Annotated in this window: 24 protein-coding genes; 19 read left to right on the top strand and 5 right to left on the bottom strand. The window is 59.9% G+C overall.

Annotated elements, in window-relative coordinates; genetic code table 11:
* Positions 1 to 15 precede the first annotated feature (15 nt).
* Genes AC2FIR_RS15610 through radC form a run of 5 tightly spaced genes read left to right on the top strand, consistent with a single transcriptional unit; the run spans position 16 to position 3872 of the window.
* Entirely contained in the window at positions 16 to 951 is a 936-nt protein-coding gene (locus AC2FIR_RS15610; RefSeq protein WP_496747017.1) for an ABC transporter substrate-binding protein, read from the top strand.
* The gene (gene tenA, locus AC2FIR_RS15615) at positions 948 to 1622 is read left to right on the top strand and encodes a thiaminase II (protein WP_496747018.1); all 675 of its coding nucleotides are present in this window, start codon (positions 948 to 950) and stop codon (positions 1620 to 1622) included. Before AC2FIR_RS15610 ends, tenA begins: the two co-directional genes overlap by 4 nt.
* Positions 1619 to 2347, top strand: a complete 729-nt coding sequence (locus AC2FIR_RS15620; protein WP_496747020.1) for an ABC transporter ATP-binding protein — start codon at positions 1619 to 1621, stop codon at positions 2345 to 2347. Before tenA ends, AC2FIR_RS15620 begins: the two co-directional genes overlap by 4 nt.
* Complete coding sequence (locus tag AC2FIR_RS15625) at positions 2344 to 3081, top strand: ABC transporter permease (RefSeq protein WP_496747021.1); 738 nt, start codon at positions 2344 to 2346, stop codon at positions 3079 to 3081. The genes AC2FIR_RS15620 and AC2FIR_RS15625 overlap by 4 nt, the downstream gene beginning before the upstream one ends.
* Positions 3082 to 3116: 35 nt before the next feature.
* Positions 3117 to 3872, top strand: coding sequence for a RadC family protein (gene radC, locus AC2FIR_RS15630; RefSeq protein ID WP_496762653.1), 756 nt, complete (start codon positions 3117 to 3119; stop codon positions 3870 to 3872).
* 19 nt (positions 3873 to 3891) lie between these two features.
* Here radC and AC2FIR_RS15635 read toward each other — a convergent pair whose 3' ends face one another.
* The 3 genes from AC2FIR_RS15635 to secA form a co-directional block, all read right to left on the bottom strand.
* On the bottom strand, positions 3892 to 5448 hold the full coding sequence (locus AC2FIR_RS15635) for a phosphate ABC transporter substrate-binding/OmpA family protein (protein WP_170612663.1): 1557 nt from the start codon (positions 5446 to 5448) through the stop codon (positions 3892 to 3894).
* 24 nt (positions 5449 to 5472) lie between these two features.
* Complete coding sequence (locus AC2FIR_RS15640) at positions 5473 to 6402, bottom strand: hypothetical protein (protein WP_170612661.1); 930 nt, start codon at positions 6400 to 6402, stop codon at positions 5473 to 5475.
* Between the two features lie 100 nt (positions 6403 to 6502).
* The gene (secA, locus tag AC2FIR_RS15645) at positions 6503 to 9220 is read right to left on the bottom strand and encodes a preprotein translocase subunit SecA (RefSeq protein WP_496747023.1); all 2718 of its coding nucleotides are present in this window, start codon (positions 9218 to 9220) and stop codon (positions 6503 to 6505) included.
* A 176-nt stretch (positions 9221 to 9396) separates the two neighbouring features.
* On the opposite strand from secA, the gene AC2FIR_RS15650 reads away from it, so the two are divergent.
* The 14 genes from AC2FIR_RS15650 (at position 9397) to AC2FIR_RS15715 (ending at position 24760) form a co-directional block, all read left to right on the top strand.
* On the top strand, positions 9397 to 10245 hold the full coding sequence (locus AC2FIR_RS15650; RefSeq protein WP_480813403.1) for a peptidylprolyl isomerase: 849 nt from the start codon (positions 9397 to 9399) through the stop codon (positions 10243 to 10245).
* A gap of 5 nt (positions 10246 to 10250) precedes the next feature.
* Positions 10251 to 11477 carry a bifunctional glutamate N-acetyltransferase/amino-acid acetyltransferase ArgJ gene (gene argJ / locus AC2FIR_RS15655; RefSeq protein ID WP_496762656.1) on the top strand — a complete coding sequence of 409 codons (1227 nt, stop codon included), beginning with the start codon at positions 10251 to 10253 and terminating at the stop codon, positions 11475 to 11477.
* A gap of 55 nt (positions 11478 to 11532) precedes the next feature.
* Positions 11533 to 11931 carry an 8-oxo-dGTP diphosphatase MutT gene (gene mutT, locus AC2FIR_RS15660; protein WP_170612653.1) on the top strand — a complete coding sequence of 133 codons (399 nt, stop codon included), beginning with the start codon at positions 11533 to 11535 and terminating at the stop codon, positions 11929 to 11931.
* 224 nt (positions 11932 to 12155) lie between these two features.
* A complete protein-coding gene (curA, locus tag AC2FIR_RS15665; RefSeq protein ID WP_496762659.1) occupies positions 12156 to 13190 on the top strand; it encodes an NADPH-dependent curcumin/dihydrocurcumin reductase in 1035 nt (344 codons plus the stop codon).
* A 618-nt stretch (positions 13191 to 13808) separates the two neighbouring features.
* Positions 13809 to 15752, top strand: coding sequence for an AMP-binding protein (locus AC2FIR_RS15670; RefSeq protein WP_496747050.1), 1944 nt, complete (start codon positions 13809 to 13811; stop codon positions 15750 to 15752).
* A gap of 78 nt (positions 15753 to 15830) precedes the next feature.
* Entirely contained in the window at positions 15831 to 16649 is an 819-nt protein-coding gene (locus AC2FIR_RS15675) for an ABC transporter ATP-binding protein (protein ID WP_170680230.1), read from the top strand.
* Positions 16650 to 16678: 29 nt separating this feature from the next.
* On the top strand, positions 16679 to 17665 hold the full coding sequence (locus AC2FIR_RS15680; protein WP_170612647.1) for a branched-chain amino acid ABC transporter permease: 987 nt from the start codon (positions 16679 to 16681) through the stop codon (positions 17663 to 17665).
* A 3-nt stretch (positions 17666 to 17668) separates the two neighbouring features.
* Positions 17669 to 17926, top strand: coding sequence for a hypothetical protein (locus AC2FIR_RS15685; RefSeq protein ID WP_170612645.1), 258 nt, complete (start codon positions 17669 to 17671; stop codon positions 17924 to 17926).
* A 3-nt stretch (positions 17927 to 17929) separates the two neighbouring features.
* Positions 17930 to 19006 carry a branched-chain amino acid ABC transporter permease gene (locus AC2FIR_RS15690; RefSeq protein WP_170612643.1) on the top strand — a complete coding sequence of 359 codons (1077 nt, stop codon included), beginning with the start codon at positions 17930 to 17932 and terminating at the stop codon, positions 19004 to 19006.
* Positions 19007 to 19080: 74 nt separating this feature from the next.
* Entirely contained in the window at positions 19081 to 20364 is a 1284-nt protein-coding gene (locus AC2FIR_RS15695; RefSeq protein ID WP_170807160.1) for an ABC transporter substrate-binding protein, read from the top strand.
* A 113-nt stretch (positions 20365 to 20477) separates the two neighbouring features.
* Entirely contained in the window at positions 20478 to 21311 is an 834-nt protein-coding gene (locus AC2FIR_RS15700; protein ID WP_170612639.1) for an ABC transporter ATP-binding protein, read from the top strand.
* A 19-nt stretch (positions 21312 to 21330) separates the two neighbouring features.
* Positions 21331 to 22548: a phenylacetate--CoA ligase family protein gene (locus tag AC2FIR_RS15705; RefSeq protein WP_480912318.1), complete on the top strand. Its 1218-nt coding sequence runs from the start codon at positions 21331 to 21333 to the stop codon at positions 22546 to 22548.
* Positions 22549 to 22669: 121 nt separating this feature from the next.
* A complete protein-coding gene (locus AC2FIR_RS15710; protein WP_480912320.1) occupies positions 22670 to 24334 on the top strand; it encodes an ABC transporter permease in 1665 nt (554 codons plus the stop codon).
* Positions 24335 to 24409: 75 nt separating this feature from the next.
* Complete coding sequence (locus AC2FIR_RS15715) at positions 24410 to 24760, top strand: DUF2794 domain-containing protein (RefSeq protein WP_496747028.1); 351 nt, start codon at positions 24410 to 24412, stop codon at positions 24758 to 24760.
* Here the strand turns inward: AC2FIR_RS15715 and AC2FIR_RS15720 are convergent.
* Both AC2FIR_RS15720 and AC2FIR_RS15725 read right to left on the bottom strand, forming a co-directional pair.
* On the bottom strand, positions 24757 to 25494 hold the full coding sequence (locus AC2FIR_RS15720; RefSeq protein ID WP_480912323.1) for a C40 family peptidase: 738 nt from the start codon (positions 25492 to 25494) through the stop codon (positions 24757 to 24759). The genes AC2FIR_RS15715 and AC2FIR_RS15720 overlap by 4 nt on opposite strands.
* The gene (locus tag AC2FIR_RS15725; RefSeq protein WP_496747030.1) at positions 25491 to 26873 is read right to left on the bottom strand and encodes a leucyl aminopeptidase family protein; all 1383 of its coding nucleotides are present in this window, start codon (positions 26871 to 26873) and stop codon (positions 25491 to 25493) included. The genes AC2FIR_RS15720 and AC2FIR_RS15725 overlap by 4 nt, the downstream gene beginning before the upstream one ends.
* Between the last annotated feature and the right edge of the window lie 19 nt (positions 26874 to 26892).

A 26892-nucleotide genomic window follows, 5' to 3' on the forward strand; every position in this document is an offset into this window, starting at 1 on the left:
AAGGAAACGCGAGTTATGAAGAAACTGATCACAGTCATATCGCTGCTGGCCGCTGCGCCGGCCTGGGCTGACAACAAGATGACCATTTTGCTGGACTGGTTCATCAACCCCGATCACGGCCCCATAATCGTGGCGCAGGAAAACGGCTATTTCGCCGAACAGGGGCTTGAAGTTGAAATCATCCCGCCTGCGGACCCGTCCGCACCGCCACGCCTCGTTGCTGCCGGGCAGGCCGATCTGGCTGTGTCCTACCAGCCGCAACTGCACCTGCAGATCCACGAAGGTCTGCCGCTGAAACGTGTAGGCACGCTAGTCGCGACACCGCTCAACTGCCTTCTGGTGTTGGAAGATGGCCCGGTCAAAACCCCGGCGGACCTGAAGGGCAAGAAAATCGGCTTTTCTGTCGCTGGCGTGGAAGAGGCGGTTCTGGGCACCGTTCTGGGCAAATATGACGTCACGCTGGCCGATGTCGAAATGATCAACGTCAACTTTTCGCTTTCACCGTCGCTGATGTCGGGGCAGGTAGATGCGGTGATCGGCGCCTACCGCAATTTCGAGCTGAACCAGATGGACATCGAAGACCATCCCGGCACCTGCTTCTATATCGAGGAAGAGGGCGTGCCGTCCTATGACGAACTGATCTATGTCGCGAACCCGGACACAATGGATACCGACAAGATCGCCCGTTTTCTGGCCGCGACGGAAAAGGCAACACAGTTCATCGTCAACAACCCCGAAAAAAGCTGGGAAATCTTCGCAGCAACCTCGCCCGAGCTGCAGGATGAGCTGAACGCCCGTGCCTGGGTCGACACGCTGCCGCGTTTTGCCCTGCGCCCGGCCGGGTTCGATGCCGGGCGGTACACCCGGTTCGAGGCTTTTCTGAAAGACAGCGGCATGATCGACAGCATCAACCCGGTCAGCGCCATCGCCATCGACGTGACTGCGCAATGAGCGGATATGGCACGGCCTTCGTGCTGATGCGCGATGCGGCGCAGGGGCCGTGGCGGGATTATACCCGCCACGCCTTTGTCGAAGGGTTGAGGGACGGAACGCTTCCGCGCGCAGCGTTTCTTCATTATCTGCGGCAGGACTATGTGTTTCTGATCCATTTTGCCCGTGCCTGGGCGCTTGCGGTGGTGAAATCGGAAACCCACGAAGAGATGCTGGCCGCCTCGCGCACAGTGAACGGTCTGATCAGCGAAGAGATGAAACTGCATATCGGTGTCTGCGAGGCTGCGGGCATTTCACAGCAGGAGCTGTTTGCGACGCCCGAGCGTGCCGAGAATCTGGCCTATACGCGCTTTGTGCTCGAGGCAGGCTACAGCGGTGACTTGCTGGACCTGCTGACAGCGCTTGCGCCTTGCGTCATGGGCTATGGAGAGATTGGCGGGCGTCTGGCAACCGAGGCCACGTCCGAAACCTATCGGGACTGGATCAACGCCTATGCCAGCGAAGACTATCAGGCTGCATGCAAGGCGGTTGGAGAGTTGCTCGATCAGGCTCTAACACGGCGTATTGGGCACGATTTTGAAGCCTCCCCTCGCTGGGACCGCCTGAGCCGGACGTTCCGCACTGCGACCGAACTTGAAGTCAGTTTCTGGCAGATGGGCCTGACGCCATGATATCCGCCCCTGCCCTGACCATCAGCGGACAGGCCACAATCGGCGGCGGGACCCTGTTCGCGCCGCTTTCGCTGACACTGACGGCAGGGGAATGGACCTGTCTTCTGGGCGGTTCCGGCGTCGGTAAAACCACCATCCTGCGCCTGATCGCGGGATTGCAGACCGGGGCGGAGTTCTTAGGGCAAATCACGGCCGACGATGGCTTGCCGGTGCCAGAACGTGTCGCGTACATGGCGCAGGACGATCTGTTGCTGCCTTGGGCAAGTGTTGCCCGGAATATCACGCTGGGCGCACAGTTGCGGGGGGAAAAGGCCGATCTGAACCGGCGCGACCGTCTGATCAAACGAATGCGCCTTTGGGATCACCTGACCACGAAACCGTCGGAACTGTCAGGCGGTCAGCGCCAGCGTGTGGCCCTTGCCCGAACGCTGATGGAGGACCGCCCTTTCGTATTGCTGGACGAGCCGTTTTCGGCCCTTGATGCCCGAACCCGCGCCGATATGCAGGATCTCGCGGCCGAGGTGTTGCTGGGCCGCACCGTTTTGCTGGTCACCCACGATCCGGCCGAAGCCGCCCGGCTGGGGCAAACCATTGTTGTCATGACCCGGCCCGGGCTGACCAAATGCCAGCCGCCCCGGGCTCCGGCCCCCCGCAAAGTGGACGACCCGGACTCGTTGGCCACGCAAGGCGCATTGTTGCGCCTGCTGAGACAGGAGGCAGCATGAAATACCTGTCTCCGCTTGCGGCCGCGCTTTTTGCCCTTGTCGTCTGGCAGGGCATCGTCACCTTCACGGGCTGGCCGAAATTCATCCTGCCCGGCCCGGCCATTGTCGCCGAAACATGGTGGGACAACCGGTGGATCATCGCAAAGGACACCTGGGTGACGGCCATCGAGGTTCTGACCGGCTTCGTTTTTGGTGTAACCTTGGGCGTTGTCACAGCCGTCTCGCTGGCCAGTTCGCGCATGACCCGGATCCTGGTGCGACCCTTGCTGGTGTTCACGCAAGCCCTGCCGGTTTTTGCCCTGGCACCGCTTTTGACGCTTTGGCTGGGGTTTGATCTTTGGTCGAAAGTGGCAATGGCCATGCTGATCATCTATTTTCCGGTGACGTCATCCTTTTTTGATGGATTGATGCGCACTCCGGCCGGATATCTGGACCTTGCACGCACCATGCAGGCCAGCCCGCGCGCAGTTTTGTGGCATATCCGAATACCGGCCGCCCTGCCCTCGTTGGCTTCGGGGGTGCGGCTGGCGGCTGTCTACGCACCCATCGGGGCCGTGATCGGAGAATGGGTCGGTGGCTCGTCCGGGGGGTTGGGGAACCTGATGCTGCTGGCCAACGGGCGGGCCAAGACGGACCTGATGTTCGCGGCCATGCTGACGCTGGGTGTATTTTCGATCCTGCTGCACATGGTGGTGCACCGCGCCACGGCGCGCATGGCGGGTGAGGTGCGTTAACGTTTCGGAAAGCAATTCTGCGCCAGTCTGCGCGTATGACCAACGACGCCTTTGCCGAAGCCCCGATGCTTTTTGAAAACGACGAAGCCCCGGTGCAGCCGCTGCCGGCAGGCCGGTTGCCGTCTTATATCAAGGACCATCGCAAAAGGCTGCGCGAACGGTTCATGTCTGGCGGTTCTGCAGCGATGCCGGATTATGAGCTGCTGGAGCTGGTCCTGTTCCGCTCGATCCCCCGACAGGACGTAAAGCCCCTGGCCCGGGCCCTGATGGACGAACTGGGCGACTTCAACCGGGTGCTGACCGCGCCCGAAGAACGGTTGCGACAGATCAAGGGTGTCGGCGACAGCGTGATCACGGATCTGAAGATTCTGGAAGCCTGCGCCCATCGCATGGCCCGCGCACGGGTGAAGCAACGGCAAGTGATCTCGGGCTGGAACGCATTGCTGGATTATTGCCACACCACCATGGCCCATCGCGAGACCGAGCAGTTTCGCGTGTTCTACCTTGATCGCAAGAACGTCCTCATCGCGGATGAGGAACAGGCCAAGGGCACGGTGGACCATGTTCCCGTCTACCCGCGCGAGGTGGCGAAAAGGGCGCTGGAACTGAATGCCTCGGCTTTGATCCTGGTGCACAACCACCCGTCAGGTGATCCCACGCCATCACAGCCCGACATCGACATGACCAATCGCATTCATGATGCCTGTACAGCGCTTGGCCTGGTGCTGCACGATCACCTTATCATCGGAAAATCGACAGAGCTGAGTTTCCGGTCGCAGGGCTATCTGTAGCTGTCGGTGGGATTCGAAGTCACTCGATCCAGACTTCGACCCGGCGGTTGATCTTGCGGCCCCATTCGGTGTCGTCGCAGGCCATGGGCATGGCTTCGCCGAACCCTTCGACCGAGATCTCGACACTGTCTGGGATCGCGGTCTCAACAGCGGCCAGAACTGCGTTGCGCACTGTTTTGGCCCGCAATAGCGCAATGCGGGCGTTCCCCGCCGCTGGCCCGTCACCATCGCTGAATCCCACGAAGGTCAGCTTTCGGGCCTCGTAGGCACCGGCCTCAAGCGCCTGCGCCAAGTGCAGAATGTTCGCGCGGGACTGGGCATCCGGGCGCGAAGACCCGGCCTCGAACCGGAAAGACAGCGACAGGCGTGACATCGGGCGCAGCGTTTCGATCATCTGTTTCAAGCTGTCCAGGCCAACTTCGTCCCCGCCGTTTGCGATTGCGTTGGCAAGGCGGTCCCCCTGCAATCCGATACGCATGGTCTCGGGTGCCTGATCCACGAAACCGGCCTGCCGTATCGCCATCTGAGCTTCCGGGCTTTGGGTATAGGCCAGAAACTGTCGTGCGATCCGGGGCAGGCGGTATGACGGCAGGTACAGGAACATAGGTGAGGTTAGCGGATAATCCTCGGTCTTGATCGATTGCCGGGTCGCCGTCAGCGCGTGGCCGCAGCCCCCGGCAAGCGGCAGCGCGCGAACCTTGTCAGCTTCGGCCCGGCTGGCGATTCCGATGGCAAACGGATCCTCGGCCACTGCGTGAACCAAGTCGTTGCTGCGCCCATGCCGCAGGACCGTGTCGGACAGCGCCACGCCAGCGGGCGCAAGCAACTGATCCTCGAAGGCCTGGGACAAGCCCGATCCTATGTCCGGCAGATGTAGCGCAATCGGCGCATCGGCCCCGCCCAGTTCGGCCCAGTTCAGGATTTCGCCGGAATACACGCGTGCCAGATCCGTGGGCGAGATCTGTCGTATTGCGTTGACGGCGGACACCACAGGCACCATCGCATCCAGCGCCACAACCCGGGATCGCCGCGCTTTTGTCAGATCGCCCATCCCGGCGTCTTCCGCAGCCAGTCGCTCACCCGGACGGATTTCGCGCAAGGCCATGACGATATCGGTTTCATTCGCGCTCAGATCGGAAAACCCCCGGCCTGTATTGCCCACGCGAAAGAAGAACCGCCCCAAAGGTCTGGGTCGCCCGGGTTGAAACAGCTCGTAGGCAAAGGTTGCCGAGTCAATCCGTGATGGGGTCGCCGACAACTCTTCTTGTTGGGCAAAACCAAGAATCAGGGCAGGCATGACTTTCTCGGCCATGACGGACGACCCGGAGAACCGGACCTCTGCCACAAAATCGGTCAGATTGGGGCAGGCGGGGCCATCGCAGGTCACGCCGGACCCGTCCACCGTCAGTTCACCGAATTGGGTGTCGATGCGATAGAACTCGCCATCATATCCCAGCAGGTTTCCAGTTACCTCGACCTTGCCGTCATGCGAGGTCAGCGTGATGTCCTGCGCCTGGGCACCGGGCGCCAGCGTTGCCAGAAAAAGTGCAGCCACTGCTGCACGTAAGGATGTCATAGGAGTTTCGAGCCTGCCTGCGGTTTACTTTGCCGCGATTGTCAGGTCTTGGAACAGATTATTCAACACCAGAAACTCTCCGACCTGCGAACAGTCGGGCAGGTTCAGCACCAGATCGCGTGAGCGTAGGCGGCGGTCGGCGCGCAGTTCCAGCGACTGTACGCTCAGATCCGAGCCGCAATTGGCCTTGGTCACGTCAGCCTCGACCGTCAGGCCGATGGCACCCGATTGCGCAGACTGGCCGGAAGGGAAGGAATAAATCTCGATATTCTGCGCGGTGCCAAGACCCGGCTGGCCCATATGGACAACCTCGCCGACACCCGTTGCCGAGCTGTCCGCCCAGACATGCCCGTCACCGCCATAGCTGGCACCAAACTCCAGCGCGTGAATCTGTAGATCGGTCGTGCCCTTCCATTGCAGCGCGACGCGGTCGTACTGGCTTATGTCCGGCACGTGCGTTGTTGCCACCGTACCTTTTTGATCGTCGAAGGAAATCAGAAAAATCGCGTATTCCGACAGCACCGGCATCGTCAGATCCAAGGCGCCGTTTTCATCCGTCTGTTGAGAAACGGCCAGCCCGCTGTGATGAACCTCGATCCGTTGGTTGGCGTGGCAGGGGGCCTTGACGATCAACCTTGCCGCGGCACCGGGCACTGCGGTGGCGCGCGCGCTCAGGTTGCAGTCGGTCATTACTTCGGGGCCGGTTTGGCCGGGTTGCAGGCTGCGTTGCGAGGGTGCCGGAGCAGAAAGTGACGCGGTGCTTGCAGAAGACGAGGTAAGCGCGAACTGCTCGAGCCCGGCCAGCCCAACAGGCTGTCCTGCGGCAGAAGCCACAGAGATACCGGCCTGACTTCCATCAGGTTGCGCGGCAGATCCATTCTGCATCAGGTAACCGATGGCGAGCGCGCAGACGACAGTGCCACCCATGGTCACGTAGTTTCTTACAACGAACAAGACACCCTCCCCAGTTGAAGGAGCGAGTCACACTTTCCCGGTCAATCGCGGCCAATTTGTGACCGCGACGCGAAGTCATTGTGTTCGAATTTAGGTGACGTTAGGTCAGCCTGCCGTGACAGTGTTTGAACTTCTTTCCGGATCCACAGGGGCAGCGGTCGTTGCGCGACGGGTTACCCCAGGTCGCCGGATCGCTTTCGTCAAATCCGGGCCGGGCATCACCCGAGGCGTCGGCTTCTGCGACTGCTTCGGCCTGACCGGCGGCCTGTTCGACCGCCTGTTGCGCCTGAGCCTGCTGCGCCGCCATCTGGGCCAGCATCTCACGCTGCTCTTCCTCGGTCAGCGGGCGAACGCGCGACAATTGCTGGGTCACGGTTTCGCGCAGGCTGTCCAGCATCCCTTCGAACAGCTGGAAGCTTTCGTTCTTGTACTCGTTCAGCGGATCGCGCTGAGCATAGCTGCGGTAGCCCACGACCGAGCGCAGATGTTCCAGCGTCACCAGATGCTCGCGCCACTTGCCGTCGATGGTCTGCAGCAGCACCTGCTTTTCGATGTTGCGCATGTTCTCGGGGCCAAACGCGGCGGCCTTCTGGGCCATCATCTCGTCTGCGGCTTTGATCAGGCGCTCGCGCACCTGCTCGTCATCTACGCCTTCCTCGGCGGCCCAGTCCTGAACCGGGGCGTCGATGGTCAGCTTGTCCTTGATCGCCTCGTGCAGACCGTCGGTGTCCCACTGGTCGGCATAGGTTTTCGGCGGCATGTATTCGTCGATCAGATCGTCGATCACCTGTTCGCGCATGTCCGACACGATTTCCGACAGGTCACTGGTCGACATGATCTCGCGCCGCTGGCTGAAGATCACCCTGCGCTGGTCGTTCATTACGTCGTCGAACTTCAGAACGTTCTTGCGCATGTCAAAGTTGCGGCCTTCGACCTTGGATTGCGCACGTTCCAGCGACTTGTTCACCCATGGGTGGATGATTGCCTCGCCTTCTTTCATACCCAGCGTTGTCAGCACCTTGTCCAGCCGTTCCGAGCCGAAGATGCGCATCAGATCGTCTTCGAGGCTCAGGTAGAACACGGTGCGGCCCGGGTCGCCCTGGCGGCCCGAACGGCCACGCAGCTGGTTGTCGATGCGGCGGCTTTCATGCCGTTCCGAGGCCATGACATACAGGCCACCGGCCTCAAGCACTTTCTGTTTTTCCTCGGCGTGACGCGCCTCTTCCGCCGCGCGCAGCTCGGCGGGGTCCGCTTCGGGGTTCTCGGCAAGTGCCTGCAGAACCTTCATTTCCACGTTGCCGCCCAATTGGATGTCGGTACCGCGTCCGGCCATGTTGGTGGCGATGGTCACCGCGCCCAGACGACCCGCTTCGGCGACGATTTGCGCTTCCTGCTCGTGCTGGCGGGCATTCAGCACGTTGTGCTGAATGCCTTCCTTGGTCAGCATCTGGCTCAGCACCTCTGATTTTTCAATCGAGGTGGTGCCCAGCAAAACCGGCTGGCCCTTCTCGACCGCCTTTTTGGTTTCCTTGATCATCGCGCCGTATTTTTCGGGGGCGGTGCGATAGACCTGATCGTCTTCGTCCAGACGGGCGATCGGCTTGTTGGTCGGAACTTCGACCACACCCAGCCCATAGATCTCGGCAAATTCCTCGGCTTCGGTCAGCGCGGTACCGGTCATGCCGCCCAGCTTGTCATAAAGTCGGAAGTAGTTCTGGAACGTCACGCTGGCCAGCGTCACGTTCTCGGGCTGAATCTGCACGCCTTCCTTGGCTTCGATGGCCTGATGCAGGCCTTCGGACAACCGGCGGCCCGGCATCATCCGGCCCGTAAATTCGTCGATCAGTACCACATTGCCGTCGCGGACGATGTAGTCCTTGTCGCGCTGAAACAGCTTGTGCGCGCGCAGGCCCTGGTTGACGTGGTGCACCACGGTCGTGCTTTCGGGGTCGTACAGCGAATGACCTTCGGGGATCAGGTCGTTTGCCAGCAACTGCTGCTCAAGATACTCGTTGCCTTCATCGGTAAAGGTGACCGTGCGCGACTTTTCGTCCAGCGAATAGTGATCGTCATGCAGCAACGGGATCAGCGTATCGATGGCGGTATACAAGTCCGACCGGTCCTGCGATGGACCCGAGATGATCAGCGGTGTCCGCGCCTCGTCGATCAGGATCGAGTCGACCTCGTCCACGATCGCGAAATTGTGGTGCTTCTGATAGACGTCGTTCAGGTCCGCCCTCATGTTGTCGCGCAGGTAGTCGAAGCCCAGCTCATTGTTGGTGGCATAGGTGATGTCGCAGGCATACGCCGCCTTTTTCTCTTCGTCCGGCTGACCGGACCAGATCACACCGGTCGTCATGCCTACGGCCGAGAAAACCTTGCCCATCCATTCCGCGTCGCGCTTGGCCAGGTATTCGTTCACCGTGACCACGTGCACACCTTTGCCGGTCAGCGCGTTCAGATAGGCCGGGAGGGTGGCAACCAGCGTCTTTCCCTCACCCGTTTTCATTTCCGAGATGTTGCCCTGATGCAGGAATGCGCCGCCCATCAGCTGCACGTCGAATGCCCGCAGACCCAGCGCCCGCTTAGCACCCTCGCGCACGTTGGCAAAAGCTTCGGGCAGCAAGGCATCCAGGCTCTCGCCATCCAGCGCGCGTTGGCGCAGCTCTTTGGTCTTCTCGATCAGACCCTCATCCGACAGTTTCTCAAACTCCGGCTCCAGCGCGTTGATCTTTTCGACCAGCGGGCGGGTCGCCTTGATCTTGCGGTCGTTCGGTGTTCCGAACACCTTTTTGGCAAGCGTTCCGAGTCCCAGCATGTTCACTCCAGCGGATCTGTTCTTGTCTTGGTTGCGACAGGCTTGCCCACCTTGCGCGCAACCCATAGATACGGGGGGTGAAAGGCGGCCCTGTCCAAGGCTTCAAAGCGATGTAAGCGGCAGGTTCCAGAGTGTCAACGCTGCGCCCTGTCGCGGCATGGAAATAGGATAATTCAATGCCCAAAGGCCTCACTTTTCTGCCATCGCTGGCCCTGACCGCCGTGATGGCCCTGCCACTGGCCGCCCAGACCCAGCCGGATGCGACCACTGTGGTTGCGCGCGTCAACGGGGACGAGATCACTTTGGGTCACGTGATCGCCACCGCCGCAAGCCTGCCGCAGCAATACCAGCAGATGGAAGACCAGGTTCTCTTTGACTTCATCGTCGAGCAGCTGGTCCAGCAGCAATTGCTCAGCCAGGAACAGGAAGGCCTTTCCACCTACAACGCCCTGACACTCAAGAACGAGGAACGTTCGCTGAGGGCCGTGCAGACGGTTGCCGAAATCACCGGCGGTCTGGTGACGGACGAGTCGATTCAGGCCGCCTATGACGCGCAGATCGCCGAGTTTGAAGGCGAGGACGAGTACGAGGCCAGCCACATTCTGGTGGAAACCGAGGATGAGGCCAAGGAGATCAAGACCCAGCTGGACGGTGGCGCGGATTTCGCGGAGCTCGCCAGGGAAAAGTCCACCGGCCCGTCAGGCCCCAATGGCGGCGTGCTGGGTTGGTTCGGCAAGGGCCGCATGGTGCCCGAGTTTGAGGCCGCCGTGCTGGAGCTGGAAGTAGGCCAGATCTCGGATCCTGTGCAGACCCAGTTCGGCTGGCACGTGATCATCCTGAACGATCAGCGCAAGTCCGAGGCCCCCGAACTTGCCGATGTTCGCAATGAACTGGCCCAATCCATCCAGCAGGAAGCCATTCAGGCCCGTATCGACGAACTGACCCAGAAAGCCCAGATCGAGCGTCCGGCGCTGGAAGGTGCCGGTCCGGAAATCATGCGGCAGCTGGATCTGATTCAGGAGTAAGCCCCTTGGCCAATATCACTAAAGTGTCGCCGCTGGCACCTGCGGCCTTCCCCGACCTTCCGGCCATCGATGGCGTGCGTTTCGCGACGGTTGAGGCCGGCGTGCGCTATCAGGGCCGTACCGATGTCATGCTGGCAGTGCTGGATCCGGGCACATCCGTGGCCGGAGTATTCACCCGCTCGGCGACCCGCGCGGCCCCGGTGCTGGATTGTCAGGACAAGATTGGCGGATCCAGCGAAGGACCGGCAGCGATCGTTGTGAACTCGGGCAATGCCAACGCCTTCACCGGCCATTATGGCCAGACCTCGGTGGCAGAAGTGACCCAGGCCGTCTCCAAGGCCACCGGCGTTCAGGTCGAACGGGTCTTTACCTCATCAACCGGCGTGATTGGTGAACCGCTGCCGCATGAACGCATCGTGGCTCAGCTTGAGACGCTGAAGGCGGGGCTCAGCCGTCATGCGATCGAGGATGCCGCCCGCGCCATCATGACCACCGATACCTTCCCGAAAGGAGCCTCAGCGCAGGTTCAGATCGATGGTAAAACAGTCTCTATTGCAGGGATTGCCAAGGGCTCCGGCATGATCGCGCCGGACATGGCGACGATGCTGGTCTACATCTTCACGGATGCCCGGGTCGAGCAATCGGCACTGCAGGCGATGCTGCGCGCGCAGACGGACCGGACGTTCAACTGCATCACCGTCGACAGCGACACCTCGACTTCGGACAGCCTGCTGTTGTGCGCGACGGGGGCCTCGGGGGTGGACGCCACCGGCAATGCGGCGTTTGCCGAGGCGCTGGAACGCGTCATGCTGGATCTGGCACAGCAGGTGGTGCGCGACGGTGAAGGCGCAACGAAATTCGTGGAAATTCGCGTGACTGGTGCGGCCTCGGATGCGGATGCCAAGGTGCATGGGCTGGCTATCGCCAACTCTCCGCTGATCAAGACGGCCATCGCGGGCGAAGACCCCAACTGGGGCCGCGTGGTCATGGCTATCGGTAAGTCCGGTGCCGCAGCGGATCGGGACCTGCTGAGCATTTCCTTCGGGGATATTCTGGTGGCCGAGAAAGGCTGGGTCAGCCCCAACTATCGCGAGGAAGACGCCGCCGCCTATATGAAAGGTCAGGATTTGGTCATTGCCGTTGATCTGGGGCTGGGCGAGGGCAAATCCACCGTCTGGACCTGCGATCTGACCCACGGCTATATTGAGATCAACGCGGACTATCGCTCGTGAAACCGGAGCAATTCCAGCAAAAGTGGAGCCCGGTTTTGCGTCCGGGATTGCGACCATGAAAACCGTGTTGGTGTCTGCGGTCGCTCTGATCGATATCGAGGGCCGGGTTCTGTTGGCGCAGCGCCCGGAGGGTAAATCCATGGCTGGCCTGTGGGAGTTCCCCGGTGGCAAGATCGAACCCGGCGAAACCCCCGAGGCTGCTTTGATCCGCGAATTGCATGAGGAGCTGGGCATCGATACCTGGGCGTCCTGCCTGGCCCCGCTGACCTTTGCCAGTCACAGCTATAGTGACTTCCATCTGCTGATGCCGCTGTTCGCCTGCCGCAAATGGCAGGGCATCCCGCAGTCGAAAGAAGGACAAGCGTTGAAATGGGTCCGCGCGAATGATTTGCGCAGCTACCCGATGCCTGCGGCGGATGTGCCGCTGATCCCGATCCTGCGGGATTGGTTGTAGAGTGGAATGCATAAGACAGTTAGAGTGATCAGCCTGGACGCCGGGTATGCGGACCCAGAGACGGCTTGGAGCGCACTGCCGATGTTCGGAACACGGCCAAAAGCCAATGTCGCATTGATCGGACCCGAGTTTTCCCGCAAAGAGCATGTTTCACGCCACGCGCCTTCTGCACCGGCCCATAACGTGGCAATGTCTTTGTGGTTCGGCAACAGAAGGAGGCCAAAATGGCACAGACATCGGATATCAACCGTCAAATTGTTCTCGCCGAGCGACCAAAAGGTCAACCAGACGACAACACACTGAAATTGCAGACAACCGATGTGCCCGTGCCCGGCGAAGGCGAAATGCTGGTGCGCACGGTTTACCTGTCCTTGGACCCCTACATGCGGGGGCGCATGAACGATGCCAAGTCCTACGCCGAGCCTGTGGCGATCGGAGAAGTCATGACTGCCCAGGTCGTTGGGCAGGTGGTGACTTCCAATCTCGAGGGCTACGAAGAAGGCGACTTCGTGCTTTCCGGCAGTGGCTGGCAAGACTATGCGATCTCCGACGGAGTTCAGGTGATAAACCTGGGTAAGAACCCGCAGAACCCATCCTGGGCTTTGGGTATACTTGGGATGCCTGGCTACACCGCCTATGCAGGACTTTTTAAAATTGGAGAGCCAAAACCGGGCGAAACCGTCGTTGTGGCAGCGGCAGCTGGGCCGGTCGGGGCAACAGTCGGGCAAATCGCAAAGCTGAAAGGATGCCGGGTCGTTGGTATTGCCGGAGGGCCCGAGAAATGCGCTCACGTGGTCGAAACCCTCGGGTTTGATGCCTGCATTGATCACCGGTCGGATGATTTGGCCACCGAATTGCGCGAAGCATGTCCGAACGGGATTGACGTGTATTTCGAAAACGTTGGGGGCAAAGTGCTTTACGCGGTTTTGCCGCTGCTTAACCCTTTTGCTCGTATCCCCGTGTGTGGTGTGGTGGCTTGGTATAATTTACCTGGTCTTCCAAAGGGACCAGATATGGGACCGGCCATCATGGGCACCATACTGCGTATGAAGGTTAAGATGCAGGGCTTTATCATCTACGACAGTTTTCCACTGTCGCTGTACAAAGAGTTTGCTCGGGACATGAACGCTTGGCTTCAAGATGGGTCTGTCAAATACAAAGAGCACGTCGTGGAAGGGCTTGAAAACGCTCCTGCGGCCTTTAATCAGCTGCTGGTTGGCGGGAACTTTGGAAAGATGGTTGTCAAAGTTGGGTCGTAGGCACCCGACTATTTCAATCGGAGCTGCCTTTTGCCGAAAGATGCTTCCACAGAAGTTATTGGGCTCAGTTGGCGGCGGGGGGTTAATGTCTTCATCCGCGACGATCCTAAGCATCAGTTTTCAAACGGCTTTGAACCTTGGCTAGCTGCGGCCATTCACTCGTGACCGCAGCCTAGAAACTGGGGCTGGCAATTCATCCAGATTAAGCTTCCTGTGCAAATTGGGCTACCGAGCAATCACTGTTGGTCATAGTTCGCAATACTTGCGCAGTTTCTGTTCCGGGACCGTTCAAATCACCCGCGCACCCCGCCTCCAGCCCGCCGCAATGTCAGTGACCATTTGAAGAATGGGCGGTCTTTTCTCCGCCTTGCTTTTGCCGGAAGCACTCTTTCTCTAAGTGTGCGCTTTGTACAAATCAGAAGATCACCACTCTACCCCTGTTACAATTCGTAAGAATTGAGAAAACATCAGGAAAAAGTTGACGCTGATTGTGCCCCTGTCCCAAATCGGGGCATTGGCGTTCGGACCCTGTTCCGGACCCGCCATTTCCGCCCCCTGGGAGAGGGGTCGGATGGGGAGGAGAAAAGATTGGCTCAGACGCAGTCGGGCGCCGAAGGGATGCAGTCTCTTCCGGCGCTGTTACACCGCAATGTGACCCGGTTCGGGGATGCCCCGGCCTATCGGGAAAAAGAATTCGGGATCTGGCAATGCTGGACCTGGGCAGAAGCAGCCCGGGAAATCCGCGCCATCGCGCTGGGTTTTCTGGAGCTTGGCGTCGAGAAGGGCGACCATATCGCGGTGATCGGCCGCAACCGCCCGGCGCATTACTGGTCCATGGTCGCGGCCCAGATGGTGGGCGCGGTTCCGGTGCCTCTCTATCAGGATTCGGTCGCCGAAGAGATGGCCTATGTTCTGGAACATTGCGGCGCGAAATACGTCGTCTGCGGTGATCAGGAGCAAGTCGACAAGGTCATCGAAATCCAGGAAAAAATGGATCAGGTCAAACACATCCTCTATACCGACAAGCGGGGGATGCGGAAATACGACCACAGTCAGATGAACGCTTTGGCCGATATCATGGCCGAGGGCAGCGCCGGCCATGCGCGGTTCGATGAGGAACTGGACAAGCGCATCTCAGAGATCACCTATGACGACACATGCGTGATGCTTTACACCTCGGGCACCACCGGCAAGCCCAAGGGTGTGGTGCTGTCGAACCGCAACGTGATCGAAAGCGCCAAGAACTCGGCCGATTTCGATCATCTGACACGGAACGAAGACATTCTGTCCTATCTGCCGATGGCGTGGGTGGGGGATTTCATCTTTTCGATCGGACAGGCCTATTGGTGCGGCTTCTGCGTGAACTGCCCTGAAAGCGCCGACACGATGATGACGGACCTGCGCGAGATCGGACCGACTTACTTCTTTGCCCCGCCGCGCGTGTTCGAGACCCAGCTGACCAACGTGATGATCCGGATGGAGGATGCGAGCAAACTGAAGCAGCGCATGTTCCACCACTTCATGGCGCATGCCAAGAATGTCGGAGGCCTGCTGCTGGACGGCAAGCCGGTGGGTTTCGGCGACCGGATGAAATACGCGCTGGGCAATCTGCTGGTGTATGGTCCGCTGAAGGACACGCTTGGTTACGGTCGCTTTCGCGTCGGCTACACGGCGGGTGAGGCAATCGGGCCGGAGATTTTCGATTTCTACCGCTCGCTGGGCATCAATCTGAAACAGCTTTACGGCCAGACCGAGGCGACGGTCTTTATCACCGTTCAGCCGGATGGAGAGGTTCGGGCCGACACTGTTGGCGTTCCTGCGCCGGATGTCGAACTGAAGATCGACGACAAGGGCGAGATTCACTACCGCTCGCCCGGTGTGTTCGTCGAGTATTACAACAACCCGGAATCGACGGCATCGACCAAGGATGCCGAAGGTTGGGTGGCGACCGGGGATGCCGGATTTATCGAAGAAAGCAGCGGCCATCTGCGGATCATCGACCGCGCCAAGGATGTGGGCAAAATGGCCGATGGGTCCATGTTCGCGCCGAAATATGTCGAAAACAAACTGAAGTTCTTTCCTGACATTCTTGAAGTTGTCCTGTTCGGCAACGGCAAGGATCGCTGCGTGGCCTTCATCAATATCGACCTGACTGCTGTCGGCAACTGGGCCGAACGCAACAATGTGGCCTATGCGTCATATCAGGAACTGGCAGCGCATCCCCGTGTGTTAGAGACGATTCGCGGCCATGTGGAAGAGGTGAACAAGTCTGTGGCCGCTGACGAAATGTTGTCGGGCTGCCAGGTGCATCGCTTTGTGGTTCTGCACAAGGAACTGGATGCGGATGACGGTGAAATGACCCGGACCCGCAAGGTGCGGCGCGGCTTCGTTGAAGAGAAGTTCCACGACATCATCCAGGCACTTTATGATGGGTCCGAGAGCATTTCGACGACCACGGAAGTGACCTATGAGGATGGCCGCAAAGGCGCGATCAGCGCGACCTTGAAGATTGTCGATGCACCGGTCGTGCCTGTCGCGCAGCACAAGGTGGCGGCAGAATGAGGGCCGGTCGTACGCCGCTCGACCTGCGGTCATCGCCCCGCCCGCCGTCCCGTTTTTCCAAACGTCAGGGAGCGACTGATGCTGGATAATTCCGAAGGATATGTCACCGAAGACGGCCGCAAGATCGGCGGTGTGGTGATGGAGATGAAGAACATCACCCTGCGCTTTGGTGGCGTCGTGGCGATCAAGGATATCTCGTTTGACATCCGTGAGGGTGAGATTCGCGCGATCATCGGGCCGAACGGGGCCGGTAAATCCTCGATGCTGAACGTGATTTCCGGGTTCTATGTTCCGCAGGAGGGTGAGGTCTGGTTCCACGGATCGAAACGCCCGGCGATGCGCCCCTACGAAGTGGCGCGCCAGGGCATTGCGCGCACGTTCCAGAACATCGCCCTGTTCGAGGGGATGAGCGTGCTGGACAACGTGATGACCGGCCGCTTGAACTTCATGAAGACCAACGTCCTGCAGCAGGCGTTCTGGAAGGGTAAGGCCGAGGCGGAAGAGGTTGAGAACCGCGAGGCGGTCGAGAAGATCATCGACTTTCTTGAAATCCAGCACATCCGAAAGACGCCCGTGGCGCGCTTGCCATACGGGTTGAAAAAACGCGTCGAGCTGGCCCGTGCACTGGCTGCGGAGCCCAAGCTGTTGCTGCTGGATGAACCGATGGCGGGCATGAATGTCGAAGAGAAAGAGGACATGAGCCGCTTTATCCTCGACGTGAATGACGAGTTCGGCACCACGATTGCCCTGATCGAACACGACATGGGCGTTGTGATGGACCTGAGCGACCGGGTGGTCGTGATGGATTACGGCAAGAAGATCGGCGATGGCACACCCGACGAGGTACGCAATAATCAGGAGGTCATCGACGCCTATCTGGGGGTCAGCCATGACTGAAGCCTTGGCAGAATTGGGGAGGGGCTGACATGCCTGAACAACTCGTATTTGCGATGGAGGTCATCCTCAACGGTCTGATGGCCGGGGTGCTTTATGCACTGGTCGCGCTGGGCTTTGTGCTGATCTACAAGGCGTCCGGGATTTTCAATTACGCGCAAGGGGTTATGGCCCTTTTTGCGGCGATGACACTGGTCGGGATCATGAACGGTCAGGTGCCCTTTGCGCATCTGATCAACGCGATCTTCGGCACCCATGTCCACTATTTCGGCTGGAATGTGCCAGCGTTGCTGGCGATCATCCTGACAATGGCGGTGATGGTCTTGCTGGCCTGGGCGGTGCAGCGGTTCGTCATGCGTCATCTGGTCGGGCAGGAGCCAATCATTCTGTTCATGGCGACCATCGGTCTGGCCTATTTCCTTGAAGGCGTGGCCGACCTGATGTGGGGATCCGAGATCAAGACGCTGGATGTTGGCCTGCCGCAGGGTATCAACCTGTGGATTGACGAGACGACGTTCAACATCTTTGATTACGGCTTCTTCATCGACAATCTGGATATCGTGGCGACGGTCATTGCGGCGCTGCTGGTCGCGGCGCTGGTGGCCTTCAGCCAGTACACCAAACAGGGCCGGGCCATGCGTGCCGTTGCGGATGATCACCAGGCCGCGCTGTCGGTCGGCATTTCGCTGAACTTCATCTGGGTCATGGTCTGGTCGGTGGCCGGATTCGTGGCACTGGTCGCAGGGATCATGTGGGGCACCAAGTCCGGCGTGCAGTTCTCATTGTCGCTGATCGCGCTCAAGGCGCTGCCGGTGTTGATGCTGGGCGGGTTCACCTCGATCCCCGGCGCGATCGTGGGCGGGCTGATCATCGGTGTGGGAGAGAAGCTGTTCGAATTTGCGATCGGCCCGATGGTGGGCGGCGCGACCGAAAACTGGTTCGCCTATGTTCTGGCGCTGATCTTCCTCGTGTTCCGGCCTCAGGGTCTGTTCGGTGAGAAGATCATCGAAAGGGTTTAGGTCGTGCAGAAGCTGATCGCCATCATTAACGTCATCGCCTGGGCCGGGTTCTGGGCCTTCGGCTACATCGCGATCACAGCCGAGGGGCTGACAGACGGCCAGTTGATGATCGCCGCGATCCTGGCGTTTGCCGGTCTGGTGACGGGCGTGCTGGCCTATATGAAACTGGTGCGCAACACCGAGCAGAGCGGTTACGCCAAGTCTTCAAAACAATTGGACGCTGCGACCCGGAACCGGGCGCAGGAAGAATGGGGAAAGTAAGACATGTTCTATCGTGAAGCCGGGGACTTCAAAGTCTCGTACGTGGATGACAGCCAGACTTTCCCGATCAAGTTTGATCGGTACCGCTACTACGTGGTGCTGGCGGTGGCGTTCGGGATCATTCCGTTCATCATCAACGATTATTGGGCCAACGCGCTGCTGTTGCCGTTCCTGATCTACGCAATTGCGGCCATCGGGCTGAACATTCTGGTGGGCTATTGCGGGCAGGTATCGCTGGGGACCGGCGGGTTCATGGCTGTGGGCGCATATGCCTGCTACAAGCTGATGACGGCCTTTCCCGATGTCAGCATGTTCATCCATGTCCTGCTTGCCGGAGGCATTACGGCCATCGTGGGTGTGCTGTTCGGTCTGCCTTCGCTGCGGATCAAAGGGTTCTATCTGGCGGTGGCCACGCTGGCGGCGCAGTTCTTTCTGGTCTGGCTGTTCAACCGGGTGCCGTGGTTCTACAACTATTCCGCTTCGGGTCAGATCAATGCGCCCGAACGTGATGTGTTCGGCATCATCATCACGGGGCCGAATGCTCCGGCCTGGGCGACCTATCTGTTCTGCCTGATCTTCCTGACGGTCAGCGCGCTGATTGCCCGCAACCTGACGCGCGGCACCACCGGGCGCACATGGATGGCGATCCGCGACATGGACATCGCAGCCGAGATCATCGGGGTGAACCCGCTGAAAGCCAAGATCAGCGCCTTCGCCGTCAGTTCGTTCTTTGTGGGCATCGCTGGTGCGCTGTTCTTTGCGGTCTATCTGGGCGCGGTCGAAGTGGGCGAGGTGTTCGGCATCCAGAAGTCGTTCCTGGTGCTGTTCATGGTGATAATCGGCGGATTAGGCTCTATTTTCGGATCCTTTGCCGGGGCTGCGTTTCTTGTGCTGTTGCCGGTGGTTCTGAAGGTTGTCGGGGTCGACGTTTTGGGCTGGCCCACCGATATCGTGGCGCATCTTCAGCTTGTGATCGTCGGTGCGCTGATCATCATGTTCCTGATCCTGGAACCACACGGGCTGGCGCAGCTATGGCGCGTGGCCAAGGAAAAGCTCAGACTCTGGCCGTTCCCGCACTAAACGGAACCGGCCCAATCATAAGACGGGTGCAAAGCCCGAAACCGCATCGGAATAACCAAGGGAGGAAACACCCGATGAACAAGAAACTGGCAACTATGGCGCTGGGCGCTCTGATGGCCGCAGGGCCCGCTTTGGCGGATCTTGTGATCCCGGACCTCAGCTATCGCACAGGGCCTTATGCTGCGGGCGGTATTCCGTTCTCGGACGGCTACAACGACTATTTCACTCTGTTGAATGAGAGGGATGGCGGTATCGGCGGTGTTCCCGTTCGTGTTGTCGAATGCGAGACCGGCTACAACACCGAAAAAGGTGTGGAATGCTATGAATCGACCAAGGGCGAGGGCGCGCTGATCTATCAACCGCTGTCGACCGGCATCACCTATCAGCTCATCCCGAAAGTGACGGCCGATGACATCCCGCTTCACACCATGGGATATGGCCGGACTTCGGCCCGCAACGGCAAGGTGTTCAGCCATGTCTTCAACTATCCCGCCAATTACTGGGACGGCGCCTCGGGCGCGGTGAACTATCTGCTGGAAGAAAATGGCGGTGATCTGAACGGCAAGAAAATCGCGCTGGTCTATCACAACTCGGCCTACGGCAAAGAGCCGATCCGCACGCTGGAAGAGCTGTCCAAGAAGCACGGTTTTGAACTGTCCACGCTGCCGGTCGATCACCCCGGTCAGGAGCAGAAGTCGCAGTGGCTGCAAATCCGCCGCGAAAAGCCGGACTACGTTCTGATGTGGGGCTGGGGCGTGATGAACCAGGTCGCCATTCAGGAAGCCGCGAACATCCGTTTCCCGATGGAAAACTTCATCGGCGTCTGGTGGTCGGGTGCGCAGCATGACGTGCTGCCCGCAGGCGACAAGGCGAACGGGTACAAGGCCGTCACCTTCCACGCGGTCGGTAATGACTTCCCCGTATTCGATGACATCAAAACGCATGTTGTCGATGCCGGTAAGGCCGCAGGCGCAGGCGATCAGGTCGGTACCGTTCTGTACAACCGCGGTCTCTATTCCGCGATGCTGGCCGCCGAGGCGATCAAAGACGCGCAAGAGGCCAACGGAACCGGCGACGTCACACCGGGCATGGTGCGTGACGCGATGGAGAACCTCAATATCACCGAAGAGCGTATGGCCGCACTGGGCATGCCGAACTTTGGCCCGACCTTCCAGGTGTCGTGCGACAACCATGGTGGCCCAGGCCTGATCGGTGTGTCCCAATGGGATGCAGGCACCAAGACCTGGAGCCTCATTTCCGACTTCAAGCCAACCGATGGCGAAGTGATCGGCGCGCTGGTTGCGGAAGATTCGAACGCGTACGCGGCTGAAAACAACGTCGCAGCCCGCTGCGAATAAGAGAAGACTCCGCGCCCCGGAGCGATCCGGGGTCGCCAAACAATCGGAGCGGCGGCGCGCCTGCCGCTCCTGATGAACCGCCCCGGATGGGGCAGGCATGAGGAAACACGCTGATGCTGGATGCGGCACAAACCACTGACGTGCAGGCGGAAACCCTGCTTGAAGTCAACAATATCGAGGTGATCTACAACCATGTGATCCTCGTGCTGAAAGGCGTCAGCCTGACTGTGCCCAAGGGCGGCATCACGGCCTTGCTGGGCGGCAATGGAGCAGGCAAGACGACGACGCTTAAAGCGGTGTCAAACCTGCTGCATTCCGAACGGGGCGAGGTGACCAAAGGTTCCATCAAATATCGCGGAACCAGTGTTCACGAAAGCGATCCGGCCGATCTGGTGCAGAAAGGCGTGATCCAGGTGATGGAGGGTCGCCATTGCTTCGAACACCTGACGGTCGAGGAAAACCTGCTGACCGGTGCCTATACCCGCAAGGATGGCAAGGCCGCGATTCAGCAGGACCTTGAGCTGGTCTACACATATTTCCCCCGCCTCAAGGAACGCCGCCGAAGCCAGGCCGGTTATACCTCGGGTGGCGAGCAGCAGATGGTTGCGATGGGACGGGCGCTGATGTCCCGGCCCGAGACAATCCTGCTGGACGAACCGTCGATGGGACTGGCGCCGCAGCTGGTCGAAGAGATTTTCGGCATTGTGAAGGATCTGAACGAGAAAGAAGGCGTGTCCTTCCTGCTGGCCGAACAGAACACCAATGTCGCGCTTAGGTTTGCGCATTACGGATACATTCTGGAATCGGGTCGCGTCGTGATGGACGGCCCCGCCGCAGAATTGCGCGAAAACCCGGACGTAAAGGAATTCTATCTCGGCATGTCGGATGAAGGCCGCAAGAGCTTTCGGGACGTGCGCTCTTATCGCCGCCGCAAGCGGTGGCTGTGAGCGGATGGAGGATTTGGCGATGACTTACTTCGATGCACTCGAAACCCGCTCGGCCGATCAGCGTTTGTCTGATCAGACCCAGACATTGCGCGCGCAATTGCAGCGGGCGAAATCGGCACCGGGATTTTCGGCTCATTTCGCGGATGCGGATGTCGACGCGGTTACCTCGATCGAGGATCTGGCGAAACTGCCGGTTTTGCGGAAGTCCGACCTGACACAGGGGCAGGCCGCACGTGCGCCATTTGGTGGGTTTACGGTAAAACCGGCGCGTCATTTCCACCATGTGTTTCAATCGCCGGGTCCGATATACGAACCGGGCAGCACGGATCACGACTGGTGGCGCATGGGCCGGTTTCTGCACGCCGCCGGAGTCGGACCCGGAGACATCGTGCAGAACTGTTTTGGGTATCATCTGACACCGGCCGGAATGATCTTTGAGAACGGCGCGCGGGCCGTCGGCGCTGCCGTGTTGCCAGCGGGCACCGGCCAGACCGAGCTTCAGGTCACTGCTGCCCGTGATATCGGATGCACCGCATATGCGGGAACGCCGGATTACCTGAAAGTGATCCTGGATAAGGCTGACGAGATGGGCGTTTCGCTGACTTTCTCGAAGGCGGTTGTGGGCGGGGGTGCGCTGTTTCCCTCATTGCGGCAGGACTATGCCGACCGGGGTATTTCCTGCCTGCAATGCTATGCCACGGCGGATTTGGGCAACATCGCCTATGAAAGTGCCGCGATGGAAGGGATGATCATCGACGAACATGTCATCGTCGAGATCGTCACCCCCGGCACCGGAATTCCGGTTGCACCCGGCGAGGTTGGCGAGGTTGTGGTCACGACCTTCAACCCGGATTACCCGCTGATCCGCTTTGCCACCGGTGATCTATCGGCCATCATGCCGGGCCAGTCCCCCTGCGGGCGGACAAATACCCGCATCAAGGGCTGGATGGGCCGCGCCGATCAGACCACCAAGATCAAAGGCATGTTCGTGCGTCCGGAACAGGTTGCGGCGCTGGTGGACAAGCACGAGGAGATCGTCAAGGCGCGTGTGATTGCAGCCCGGCAGGGCGAGATGGACATGATGACGGTTCAGATCGAAAGCCCCTGCGAAAACGACGCGGCCTATGCCAAATCGGTGGTCGAGGTCCTGAAGCTGAAGGGCGCGGTCGAGGTGGTGGCACCCGGCTCGCTTCCCAAGGATGGGCTGGTGATCGAGGATCAGCGCGTCTACGAATGACGCATCGGAACAGTCTGCGGCAGTAAGTGCCGCAGAATTGTTGCCCCGCCTACTGGCTTTTCCGAGCGTTTTGGTCAATGAAAGACCAAACCTGCGCATTTGCCACTCATTAGCCGGGACAATGGCCGAAATAGAGTATTCAGAACACGGATCCCGCAACCGCGGCGTATTGGGCACCAGGATTGTCGGCGGGGTCGCTCTTTTTGTGGCTGCGGCCTGTCTGCTGCCGATGATGGCGGTTGTTCTGGCGGCCGCAACCGGTGGTACGGCCACGATCTCGCATCTGATGTCCACGGTTCTGCCCGGATACGCGCTGACCACGGCGGTTCTGGTGGTCCTGGTTTCGGCGGGGACCTTTTCGATCGGTGTCGGTGCCGCGTGGCTTGTGACCATGACACGCTTTCCCGGTGTCCGACTTCTCGAGATCGCTCTGGTTCTGCCCCTGGCCTTTCCGGCCTATGTTCTGGCTTATGCATACACCTTCATTCTGGATCACCCCGGCATTGTTCAAACCAACCTGCGGCAGATAACGGGCTGGGGGCCGCGCGACTACTGGTTCCCCGAAATCCGCTCGACCGAAGGGGCGGCGGTCATGCTGATCCTGGTACTGTATCCCTACGTCTATCTGCTGGCGCGCGCGGCGTTCATACAGCAAAGCGGTTCAGCCTTTCTGGCGGCCCGGGCGTTGGGCAACAGCCCGTGGATGGCATTCTGGCGCGTGTCCCTGCCGATGGCGCGCCCGGCGATTGCGGGCGGTGTTCTGCTGGCAGTGATGGAGACCATCGCCGATTTTGGAACAGTCGCCTATTTCGGCGTTCAGACTTTTGCCACCGGGATCTATACAAGCTGGTTTTCCATAGGCGACCGCGCCGCTGCCGCTCAGCTGGCCCTGTGCCTGCTTGGGTTCGCGCTGCTGATGGCCGTGGCCGAACGGACCCAGCGCGGCAAAGCCAAATACTATCAGGCCGGTAAAAGCCACGCCGCGCTGCCAACAGCACATTTGAAAGGCTGGCAGTCGGTCGGGGCATTTGTCCTGTGCATCATACCGGTTGTCCTGGGTTTCCTTCTGCCGGTGATCATATTGGTGCAGATGGGGATGACCTCCGAACAGAACCTTCTGTCGCGGCGCTATATCGGGTTCATCCAGAACTCGCTGACTTTGGCCGGTGTTGCCGCAGTGGTGACCGTGTTCGCCGCCATTTGCGTGGGCTTTTATCAGCGCCTGAGACCGGGGCGCGTCTCGTCAGCGGCGGCTTATCTGGCGCGGCTGGGATACGCGGTTCCGGGCGGTGTCATTGCGGTCGGTCTGATCGTGCCTTTTGCCGGGTTCGACAACGCGCTGGACGCGTGGATGCGCAAGACCTTCGATATTTCGACCGGGTTGCTGATCACCGGTTCGATATGGTTGCTGGTCGCGGCGTATATGGTGCGGTTTCTGGCCGCCGCGCTCAGCGCCTATGAAGGCGGACAAAGCACGGTTCACGCAAATATGGATGCCGCGTCGCGGTCTTTGGGCCAGACGCCGCTGGCGACGCTGCGGCGGGTGCACCTGCCGATTCTGACGCCATCGCTGCTGACCGCGCTGCTGATCGTGTTTGTCGATGTCATGAAGGAACTGCCCGCGACGCTGATCATGCGGCCCTTCAACTTCGACACGCTGGCAGTGCAGGCTTACAGATTGGCGTCTGATGAGCGGCTGGAAGGGGCTGCCGTACCCTCGCTTGTGATACTGGCTGTTGGATTGTTGCCGGTAATCCTGATCTGCCGGCAGGTTGGCCGCAGGTAACAGGTTCAAGGCAAAATGAACCAGCGTGTCTGACTCGGGGTTGATTAAAATAGAATTTCCGGCAAGGCTGAGAGTATGAACATGCAGCCACCCAGCGGGTTTTCTGCCAGCCCGGCTCAGATGCCAGTCGCTTTTGACCGGCGCGAGATGACCCAGATCCTGTCTGTTTATGGCCGAATGGTCGCCTCCGGAGAATGGCGCGACTATGGCATTTCAAACCTACGGGATACGGCAGTTTTTTCGATCTTCCGACGCACGGCCGAGCATCCGATTTATCGGGTGGAAAAACACCCCCGCCTTCGGCAGCGGCAAGGAATGTACTCGGTCATTGGCATGGACGGTCGCATTCTGAAACGCGGGCATGACCTGCGCACCGTGTTGCGCGTGCTTGAGCGGAAGCTTATCCGGGCGGTTGACCCGGATTAGAGCCTTTTATGTGACGTAACCGGCCCGTCGCCCTGTTCCCGGATACGGGCAATGGCCCGATCCATCGGTTCATTTACGACCGCCATATCGTGGGCGTTGGCGTGCAGCAGCATGTTGTCGCCGCTGACCCAGGCCACATGTCCTTTCCAGAATATCAGATCGCCCCGTTTTGCGGGCGCATCCTGCGGCACCAGGTGTCCTAACGCCCTTTCCTGATCGCCACTGTCACCGGGGCAGGCAATGCCACAGGCCAGCAACCCGGCCTGAACAAGCCCCGAGCAATCCAGGCCAAACCGGCTGTTGCCACCCCAAAGATAGGGCGCGCCCAAAAACAGTTCGGCTACGGCAACCGGGTCGGTCAGTATTTCGGAAATCGTGGTGGCGTGGGTGGACGGAATGAACCCCAGCTCGGTTTCAAGAAACCCGTTTTGCTTGGCAAGAGCCTGAACCTTGCTGCCAAAACTCAGCGATGCCCGATCCGCGCTTTTGATGTCCGCCCACACATAGGTATGAGTCGACGGGGCCGTGATCCAGTGGGTCGGTGACGCCTCAGCCCCCAAACGGTCTGTCGCAACCCAGCCCTGATATCCGTCCTTGTCCGAGGAGACGCGGCTCCACCCTTTCCGGTTTTCAAGGATCTCTACCGTATCACCATACAGCAATTGACGGTCGCGCGGTCCGTTGGGTTGGCGCAGAAGGTCAACAACCGGTTCGATGATGCGAAGACGGCTCATAGGTCCAATAACTCCGGCAACGCGGCCAGCAAGGCCCGCGGTCCCTGCCCAAGGCCACCTTTGCTGCGTCCCGGCTCCTTGACGCGTTGCCAGGAATAGATGTCAAAATGCATGTAGCGACTTTGGCCTGCAAAGCGTCGCAGAAACAAGGCCGCAGTGATCGAACCTGCGAACCCGCCCGATGGGGCATTGTCCAGATCTGCTATGCCGGGTTCGATCAAGGCTTCATAAGGTTCGTGGAACGGCATCCTCCAGACGGGATCCGCCGCTAACCGCGCCGCGCCGGTCAGGATTTCCGCCGCGCCATCGTCATCGGTGTAGAATGGAGCCAGATCCGCTCCGACCGCAACGCGCGCCGCGCCGGTGAGCGTGGCCATCGAGATCAGCAGGTCCGGCTGCCCCTCATCCGCCAATGCCAGGGCATCGGCCAGAACCAGCCGCCCCTCTGCATCGGTGTTGTTGATCTCGACGGTCAACCCCTTGCGCGAGGTCAGGATGTCGCCGGGACGGAATGCACTACCCGAAACCGCGTTTTCCACGGCAGGGATCAAGACCCGAAGCTGTAGCGGAAGGTTCAGGGACATGATCATGCGGGCCAGACCCAGCACATTGGCCGCCCCGCCCATATCCTTTTTCATCAGTCCCATCGCCGCCGCCGGTTTCAGATCCAGCCCACCGGTATCGAAACAGACACCTTTGCCCACCAGCGTCAGTTTGGGGCCGCTGGTGCCCCAGTTCACTTCGATCAGCCGAGGTTCCTGCGCGGCGGCACGACCGACAGCGTGGATCATTGGAAAGTTGTTTTCCAGCAGAGCGTTGCCTGCGATCACGTTGCAAGAGGTCCCGAATTCCTGCGCGAGCGTTTCCGCGGCGGCCTGCAACTGATCCGGCCCCATGTCGGACGCGGGCGTATTGACAAGATCTCGGATCAGCGCCTCGGCGGCAGCGATCGCTTCGATCCGTGCGCTGTCCAACCCGTCGGGTGCAACCAACCTGGCACCAACAGGAGACTGGCTGGCGTAGCGATCAAAAGTGTATCCGGTCAAAAGCCAGCCAAGGCTTTCTGTGTCCAGCGCATCCTCGGGAACACCTGACGCAATGCGGTAGTTGCCTTGGGGCAACGCTTCGGCCGCGGCCGCCAGAGGAAAACGTTTGCGCGCCCGCGTGGCGCCCGTTCCGTATCCCGCAACTGCGCAGCCCGGCACACCATCAGTGTCCGGTATCAACAGGGCCTGTCCCAAAGCACCGGTGAAACCGTTGACGGCAATCCATGATTGCACTTTCGCGCTCTGGTTTTTAAGCCAGTCCTCCAGCCGGGATTGTTCGATCACATGAAGCGGCAAGGACGGTTCAGAGGCAGGTGCAAAGGACAGGGTCATAGGGTTCTCGGCTGGCTCG

The organism is Ruegeria sp. CDSB136, assembly GCF_059610965.1.

Coding starts and splice junctions, on each gene's coding strand:
- AC2FIR_RS15625 (WP_496747021.1), top strand. CDS start 2,344: ATGAAATACCTGTCTCCGCTTGCGGCCGCGCTTTTTGCCCTTGTCGTC.
- AC2FIR_RS15720 (WP_480912323.1), bottom strand. CDS start 25,494: ATGAGCCGTCTTCGCATCATCGAACCGGTTGTTGACCTTCTGCGCCAA.
- AC2FIR_RS15715 (WP_496747028.1), top strand. CDS start 24,410: ATGAACATGCAGCCACCCAGCGGGTTTTCTGCCAGCCCGGCTCAGATG.
- mutT (WP_170612653.1), top strand. CDS start 11,533: ATGAAAACCGTGTTGGTGTCTGCGGTCGCTCTGATCGATATCGAGGGC.
- tenA (WP_496747018.1), top strand. CDS start 948: ATGAGCGGATATGGCACGGCCTTCGTGCTGATGCGCGATGCGGCGCAG.
- AC2FIR_RS15650 (WP_480813403.1), top strand. CDS start 9,397: ATGCCCAAAGGCCTCACTTTTCTGCCATCGCTGGCCCTGACCGCCGTG.
- secA (WP_496747023.1), bottom strand. CDS start 9,220: ATGCTGGGACTCGGAACGCTTGCCAAAAAGGTGTTCGGAACACCGAAC.
- AC2FIR_RS15670 (WP_496747050.1), top strand. CDS start 13,809: ATGCAGTCTCTTCCGGCGCTGTTACACCGCAATGTGACCCGGTTCGGG.
- AC2FIR_RS15700 (WP_170612639.1), top strand. CDS start 20,478: ATGCTGGATGCGGCACAAACCACTGACGTGCAGGCGGAAACCCTGCTT.
- AC2FIR_RS15680 (WP_170612647.1), top strand. CDS start 16,679: ATGCCTGAACAACTCGTATTTGCGATGGAGGTCATCCTCAACGGTCTG.
- AC2FIR_RS15725 (WP_496747030.1), bottom strand. CDS start 26,873: ATGACCCTGTCCTTTGCACCTGCCTCTGAACCGTCCTTGCCGCTTCAT.
- AC2FIR_RS15695 (WP_170807160.1), top strand. CDS start 19,081: ATGAACAAGAAACTGGCAACTATGGCGCTGGGCGCTCTGATGGCCGCA.
- AC2FIR_RS15675 (WP_170680230.1), top strand. CDS start 15,831: ATGCTGGATAATTCCGAAGGATATGTCACCGAAGACGGCCGCAAGATC.
- AC2FIR_RS15635 (WP_170612663.1), bottom strand. CDS start 5,448: ATGACATCCTTACGTGCAGCAGTGGCTGCACTTTTTCTGGCAACGCTG.
- AC2FIR_RS15620 (WP_496747020.1), top strand. CDS start 1,619: ATGATATCCGCCCCTGCCCTGACCATCAGCGGACAGGCCACAATCGGC.
- curA (WP_496762659.1), top strand. CDS start 12,156: ATGGCACAGACATCGGATATCAACCGTCAAATTGTTCTCGCCGAGCGA.
- AC2FIR_RS15705 (WP_480912318.1), top strand. CDS start 21,331: ATGACTTACTTCGATGCACTCGAAACCCGCTCGGCCGATCAGCGTTTG.
- radC (WP_496762653.1), top strand. CDS start 3,117: ATGACCAACGACGCCTTTGCCGAAGCCCCGATGCTTTTTGAAAACGAC.
- AC2FIR_RS15610 (WP_496747017.1), top strand. CDS start 16: ATGAAGAAACTGATCACAGTCATATCGCTGCTGGCCGCTGCGCCGGCC.
- AC2FIR_RS15690 (WP_170612643.1), top strand. CDS start 17,930: ATGTTCTATCGTGAAGCCGGGGACTTCAAAGTCTCGTACGTGGATGAC.
- AC2FIR_RS15710 (WP_480912320.1), top strand. CDS start 22,670: ATGGCCGAAATAGAGTATTCAGAACACGGATCCCGCAACCGCGGCGTA.